Source organism: Chitinimonas sp. BJB300 (genome assembly GCF_002735695.1).
Classification (GTDB): domain Bacteria; phylum Pseudomonadota; class Gammaproteobacteria; order Burkholderiales; family Chitinimonadaceae; genus Chitinimonas.
On the sequence record NZ_PDZH01000178.1, the window covers coordinates 1 to 5,944 of the forward strand.

The window sequence follows — 5,944 nt, forward strand, 5'->3', positions numbered from 1 at the left end:
GCCCTGCTCGGCAGCGCCTTCTATCCGGTTCTTGTCCATCGGCTCGCGGTTTACGATCCACGCTTCCTTCCCACGCTCGGTCGCCCTCACGCAGTTGCGCTTCACTTCGTTCGCTGTGATCAACTTAAGGCGGGACTTCCACCCGCAGGAGTGCGCCCATGCTGGGCGCACATGAATAACGCCCCGGAAAACCGGCGTTAACCATCGATATGCATGAACAGAATCCAGATACAAAAACGCCCCAACCTGAGTCGGGGCTTAGAACAGCAGATCCGTCAACTCAAGCCAATTTGGCCAATTGTGTCTTCAGCTTCCCTACCGTTTCGCTGAAATCACCCAGGCGCTTTCGCTCCTGCTCGACCACGGCGGCGGGGGCTTTGTCAGCGAAAGCCGGATTAGCCAACTTGGCAGTGGCTTTGACGATTTCACCTTCCAGGCGGGCGACTTCCTTGCTCAGGCGTACGGTTTCAGCAGCCTTGTCAATTTCCACCTTCAGCATCAGACGGGTAGCGCCCACCACCTGGACAGGCGCATCATCTTCGGGCAAGTGATCCAGCACTTGCACTTCAGCCAAGCGACCCAGCAGCTGCAGGTAAGGGCCAAATTCCGCCAACTCAGCAGTAGCCCCTTCCAGATATAGCGGCACACGTTGCGATGGGCTCAGGTTCATTTCAGCACGCAGGGTACGCACCGCCATCGTCAAAGCTCGGAAGGTTTCCATGCGGGCATTGGCCGCCGCGTTGATCTTCTCTGGTTGGGCGACAGGCCATTGCGCCAGCATCAACGCTTCGGTTTTCTTGGCGTTGGCCAGCGGCGCTACCGTTTGCCATAACTCTTCGGTGATAAACGGGATGATAGGGTGCGCCAGACGCAACGCCACTTCCAGCACACGGACCAAAGTCCGACGAGTCGCCCTTTGCTGCGCCTCGCTGCCGTTCTGGATTTGCACCTTGGCAAGCTCTACATACCAGTCGCAGTACTCGTTCCAGACGAATTCATAGATGGCTTGCGCCGCCAAATCGAAACGGTAGGTATCCAACGCTTCGGTCACATCCAGCTCGGTCTGTTGCAGACGGCCGATGATCCATTGGTCGATAAAGCTGAATTCCAGCGGCAAGCTTTCATCCTGGCCACAGTCCTTGCCATCCACATTCATCAGCACAAAGCGGGTAGCGTTCCACAGCTTGTTGCAGAAATTGCGATAGCCTTCGGCACGCTTGAAATCGAAGTTCACATTACGACCCAGCGTGGCATAGCTGGCCATGGTGAAGCGCAAGGCATCGGTACCGTAGGCTGGAATACCCTCTGGGAAATCGGCCCGGGTCTTCTTTTCCACCTTGGGTGCCGTTTCCGGGCGGCGCAAGCCGGTGGTTCGCTTGACCAGCAATGGGTCGATGGCGATACCATCAATCAAATCCACCGGGTCTATCACATTACCTTCGGACTTCGACATCTTCTTGCCGTCGCTGTCGCGCACCATACCGTGGATGTAGACATCCTTGAACGGCACCTTACCCGTGAAGTGGGTCGTCATCATGATCATCCGGGCAACCCAGAAGAAGATGATCTCGTAACCCGTAACCAACACAGTAGACGGCAGGAATGCCTTGAGTTCGGCTGTATCAGCCGGCCACCCCATTGTGCTGAAGGGCACGAGGGCAGAGCTAAACCAGGTATCAAGCACATCCTCATCACGCCGTAATGCCTTGCCGGGTGCCTGCGCCTGGGCTTCAGCTTCGGTATTGGCGACGTAGATATTGCCTTCTGCGTCGTACCAGGCAGGAATCTGATGTCCCCACCACAACTGGCGGGAAATACACCAATCCTGCAGGTTCTTCATCCACTGGTTGTAGGTATTCACCCAGTTTTCTGGGATAAAGCGTACTTGGCCGCTTTCAACCGCGTCGATAGATTTCTGCGCAATGCTCTTACCGGTTTCATCGCCTTCGCCCACTTTAGACATGGCCATGAACCATTGGTCGGTCAGCAAAGGCTCGATTACCGAACCTGTTCGATCACCGCGCGGCACCTGCAACTTGTGCGGCTTCACTTCCACCAGAAAGCCCTGGGCTTCCAAGTCGGCCACCACCGCCTTACGGGCAGCCTTGGTGTCGAGGCCCGCATAAGCAGCCGGCAACGCTATCGAATCCACCGACTTGCCATCGAAGCTGAAGACTTCGGCATTCGCCAGCATATTGGCTTGCAGGCTCATCACGTTAATCAGCAAGGTGTTGTGCCGCTTACCAACCTGATAATCATTAAAGTCATGGGCTGGGGTGATCTTGACGCAGCCGGTGCCGAAAGCGGCATCGACATATTCGTCCACAATCAGCGGAATCTGCCGGCCGGTTAGTGGCAACTGGAGCTGTTTGCCATGCAGATGGGTGTAGCGTTCATCCGTTGCGCTCACCGCTACGGCCACATCACCCAGCAGGGTTTCCGGCCGGGTGGTCGCCACCACAATGGCCTCGTCGCTGCCCACGACGGGATAGCGGATATGCCACATATGGCCATCTTCTTCTTCGCTGACCACTTCCAGGTCGGAGACTGCCGTACCCAGCTTCGGATCCCAGTTCACCAAGCGCTTGCCACGGTAGATGAGGCCTTGCTTGTACAGGCGGACAAATACGTCGGCGACGGTTTCCGAGCGCACCGCGTCCATCGTGAAGTACTCGCGCTGCCAATCCACCGAACAACCTACCCGACGCATCTGCTCGGTAATGATGCCGCCCGATTTGGCTTTCCACTCCCACACTTTGCTGATGAATGCATCACGCCCCAAATCATGTCGGTTGATCTTCTGATCAGCCAACTGGCGCTCCACCACGATCTGCGTGGCAATACCCGCGTGGTCGGTGCCCGGCACCCACAAGGTATTGTGGCCTTTCATCCGGTAGTAACGCGTCAGGCCGTCCATAATGGTCTGATTAAAGGCATGGCCCATATGCAGCGTGCCGGTGACGTTGGGTGGTGGCAGCTGGATGCTGAAGGAAGGTACAGCAGCGTCCATGCTGGGCTTGAAATAGCCGGACGTTTCCCAGTGGGCATACCAGCGGCGCTCGATGTCACCGGGTTCGAAGCTTTTGGCGAGTTCCATGATGCAGATCTTGTGTGTTTCGGAAGCTGCGGATTATACGGGGAAAAGCACGGCAGTCGGGCTGTAAGCCCAGTACTTCCAACCAGACATTGAACGGGTATTAAGCAAACGGACTTTTACCGCCCTGACCAAATTTGCCAGCACCAGACCATGCGCTACCTGCCCCTGCCCCGTCGCCATGTACCCAACGCGCTTAGCCTGGCTGCACTGGGTTTGTTGCTGCTCACGTTTTTAGCAGTGGCAAGCGGCGAGGTGGCGATTCCCCTATGGCGCATTCCTAGCCTGCTATTGGCGGTGCCGGCTGACCCAATTGGCCAAGCTTGGCGAAGCGTACTGGTTGATATTCGCCTACCCCGCATTGTATTGGCGTTGGCTTGTGGCGCCGCACTGGCGGTTGCAGGTTGCACATTGCAAACCGTGTTTCGTAACCCACTAGCCGAGCCTGGCCTGATTGGCGCATCCTCCGCTGCAGCGCTGGCTGCCTTGCTTGCCGTACGCGGCATACCCGATATTGCCGCGGTACCTGCCGCCTTTGCAGGCAGCATGGCTGCCCTCTGGCTGGCCTGGACCATCGACCAGAAATGGGATACAGCGCGATTGCTATTGGCGGGGCTGGCAGTTAATGCGATATCCAGCGGTGGACTGGCATTACTGGATGACCATGCCTATGTCCCACGCAATGCGACACTGTGGGCTTGGGGGAGCTTAAGCAACGCTAGTTGGCTTAGCCTGGCGTGGTTGCTGCCGGCTTTACTTACCTGCGGTTACCTTATTTGGCGGGAAACCCGCGCGTTGGACGCACTGCTTCTTGGCGACAGGGAAGCGTTTCATCTAGGGTTTGACGTACTGAATTTACGTCGTAGGCTGCTTGCGCTAACTGCGCTCACCATCGCGCTCACAACCTCGATTGGTGGGGTACTAAGCTTTGTGGGCTTGGTAGCGCCTCATCTGGCGCGCACCGTGATTGGCCCAGGCCACCGCCATTTGCTCCCCGCCGCGGCTATCACTGGTGCGGGTTACCTGCTTTGTGTTGACTGGTTGGCCCGCACCGCCCTGTCAGCCGAACTCTCCCTTCCAGCGCTGCTGAATCTTCTCGGCGCTCCTTATCTACTCTATCTACTGATCAAAAACCGACACTAATGCGGTTGGATAGCCCGGCATGAGGGGCGCTTGATACAGATGGCGGATACTATCGGCCCCGCAACTGGAGCTGCCGCACACCATGCCGACTCTTTTCCCGACACACCTTATCTTGGCGGTTTTGTGTAGCTTGGCTGCATTCAACAGCCATGCCACGGAAAGCGTGGGTTGCCATGTAAGTTACGGTGGGGAAACCCTGCGGTTACAGGCCGGGCCTGCCACGCTGCCTTATCAGGTAGGGGTCACCGCAATTGGCTCATATTTTTTGTTCCGCATCGTATTTGAAACCGAGCCCCAGGCTCTCGCCGCTATCAAGCTCTATATCTATGCAGACCGCAATGAAGGCGCCACCCCGATTCAGCAAGCCACCTATCCTTATCCACTCAGCAACCAGCAAGGCCACTATGGCTTTACCGGCTTGCAAACAGTGTACGAACCCGTGCGCGATGGTGAACTGCAATACTGGTGCGAATTGATACCCCACGCCATCAACAAAGGGGCAATGCCATGAAGCTGGCAAAGATACTGTGGCTGGCCAGCATGTTGGCTACACTCGCCGCGCAGGGTAATACGGTGCGTCTTATCTTCGCCGGCGACATCATGCTGGATGATGGGCCTGGCCAGACTATTGCTGCAGGCGGTGACCCACTCGCCCCCTTTAATGCCCTGCTACGTGATGCCGACTATCGGATAGCCAATCTGGAATGCCCTGTTGCCACCGTCGGCAAGCGCGTCGACAACAAGATCTATACCTTCCGCGCCCACCCACGCGTCATTGAAAAACTCAAAGGCCGTTTTGATGCATTGGCACTGGCGAACAACCATTCGGGTGACTTCGGCCACACCGCTTTTATGGAGACGATCCAACACATCAAAGCCAGCGGTATCGCCTATTTTGGTGGCGGGCGTAATCTGGCCGAAGCACACAAACCGCTCTGGGTAGAACGCAAAGACTTGCGTATTGCCGTGCTCAGCTACAACGAATTCAAACCACGCAGTTTTGAAGCGGGCGCCAATCAGCCCGGCATTGCCTGGAGTGAAGACAGCCACGTGGTACGCGATATTAAATCCGCACGGGCCGCAGGCGCCGATATCGTCATCCCGTTCATGCACTGGGGCTGGGAACATGAGCCTGAACCCAGTGAACGCCAACAACAACTCGCCCGTCTGATGATCGACGCCGGCGCAGATGCCGTAGTCGGCGGCCATCCACACGTTACCCAGGGTGCCCTGCTCTATCGCGGTAAGCCCATTATCTGGAGCCTGGGCAATTTCGTCTTTGATGGCTTTGCCGAAGGCCCAGCCCGCACTGGTTGGCTATTACGGCTGGAGCTCGACAAGCAAGGTGTGCTACGTTGGGACACCATTACTGCACATATGGATGAAGCTGGCACCCCACACCCGTTATTGAATTGCCCCAGTCCGTGTGGGGGACGTGGCAAAGAAGGTGTACAGAACTGTTTAAACACACAAACAAACTGATGTGACTTTTTAAATGTTTGATAGAAACACACTCACGGCCAAGCTCTGTTTGACTATTGGATAGCCTTTAATTCACAACACATGCGTTATCGATGATTAATCGGCATAGGGGCGACCAGATGTTCTGGCCGACCCCTGCCACACCACCCGGCATGCGGGTCCGCACCGGGCGGTTGGAGCAGTTGAGGTCAATCTGCCTCCAATTGATGCACATCGCCCGGTTTC

4 protein-coding genes are annotated in these 5,944 nt (G+C 56.6%); 3 read left to right on the plus strand and 1 reads right to left on the minus strand.

Annotated elements, in window-relative coordinates; all coding sequences use genetic code 11:
* Nucleotides 1–280: 280 nt before the first annotated feature.
* Nucleotides 281–3,097, minus strand: coding sequence for a valine--tRNA ligase (locus CSQ89_RS19340; RefSeq protein ID WP_099407678.1), 2,817 nt, complete (start codon nt 3,095–3,097; stop codon nt 281–283).
* 150 nt (nt 3,098–3,247) lie between these two features.
* Here CSQ89_RS19340 and CSQ89_RS19345 point away from each other — a divergent pair, with 150 nt between their 5' ends.
* The 3 genes from CSQ89_RS19345 to CSQ89_RS19355 all read left to right on the plus strand — a co-directional run bounded on the left by CSQ89_RS19345 (nt 3,248) and on the right by CSQ89_RS19355 (nt 5,719).
* Nucleotides 3,248–4,237: a FecCD family ABC transporter permease gene (locus CSQ89_RS19345; protein WP_099407679.1), complete on the plus strand. Its 990-nt coding sequence runs from the start codon at nt 3,248–3,250 to the stop codon at nt 4,235–4,237.
* Nucleotides 4,238–4,319: 82 nt separating this feature from the next.
* Nucleotides 4,320–4,748 carry a hypothetical protein gene (locus CSQ89_RS19350; RefSeq protein ID WP_199065734.1) on the plus strand — a complete coding sequence of 143 codons (429 nt, stop codon included), beginning with the start codon at nt 4,320–4,322 and terminating at the stop codon, nt 4,746–4,748.
* On the plus strand, nt 4,745–5,719 hold the full coding sequence (locus CSQ89_RS19355) for a CapA family protein (RefSeq protein WP_099407680.1): 975 nt from the start codon (nt 4,745–4,747) through the stop codon (nt 5,717–5,719). The genes CSQ89_RS19350 and CSQ89_RS19355 overlap by 4 nt, the downstream gene beginning before the upstream one ends.
* Nucleotides 5,720–5,944 lie beyond the last annotated feature (225 nt).

What these genes read in the sequence shown, in the direction of transcription:
- CSQ89_RS19355 (WP_099407680.1), top strand. Translation starts at nt 4,745, where the DNA reads ATGAAGCTGGCAAAGATACTGTGGCTGGCCAGCATGTTGGCTACACTC.
- CSQ89_RS19345 (WP_099407679.1), top strand. Translation starts at nt 3,248, where the DNA reads ATGCGCTACCTGCCCCTGCCCCGTCGCCATGTACCCAACGCGCTTAGC.
- CSQ89_RS19350 (WP_199065734.1), top strand. Translation starts at nt 4,320, where the DNA reads ATGCCGACTCTTTTCCCGACACACCTTATCTTGGCGGTTTTGTGTAGC.
- CSQ89_RS19340 (WP_099407678.1), bottom strand. Translation starts at nt 3,097, where the DNA reads ATGGAACTCGCCAAAAGCTTCGAACCCGGTGACATCGAGCGCCGCTGG.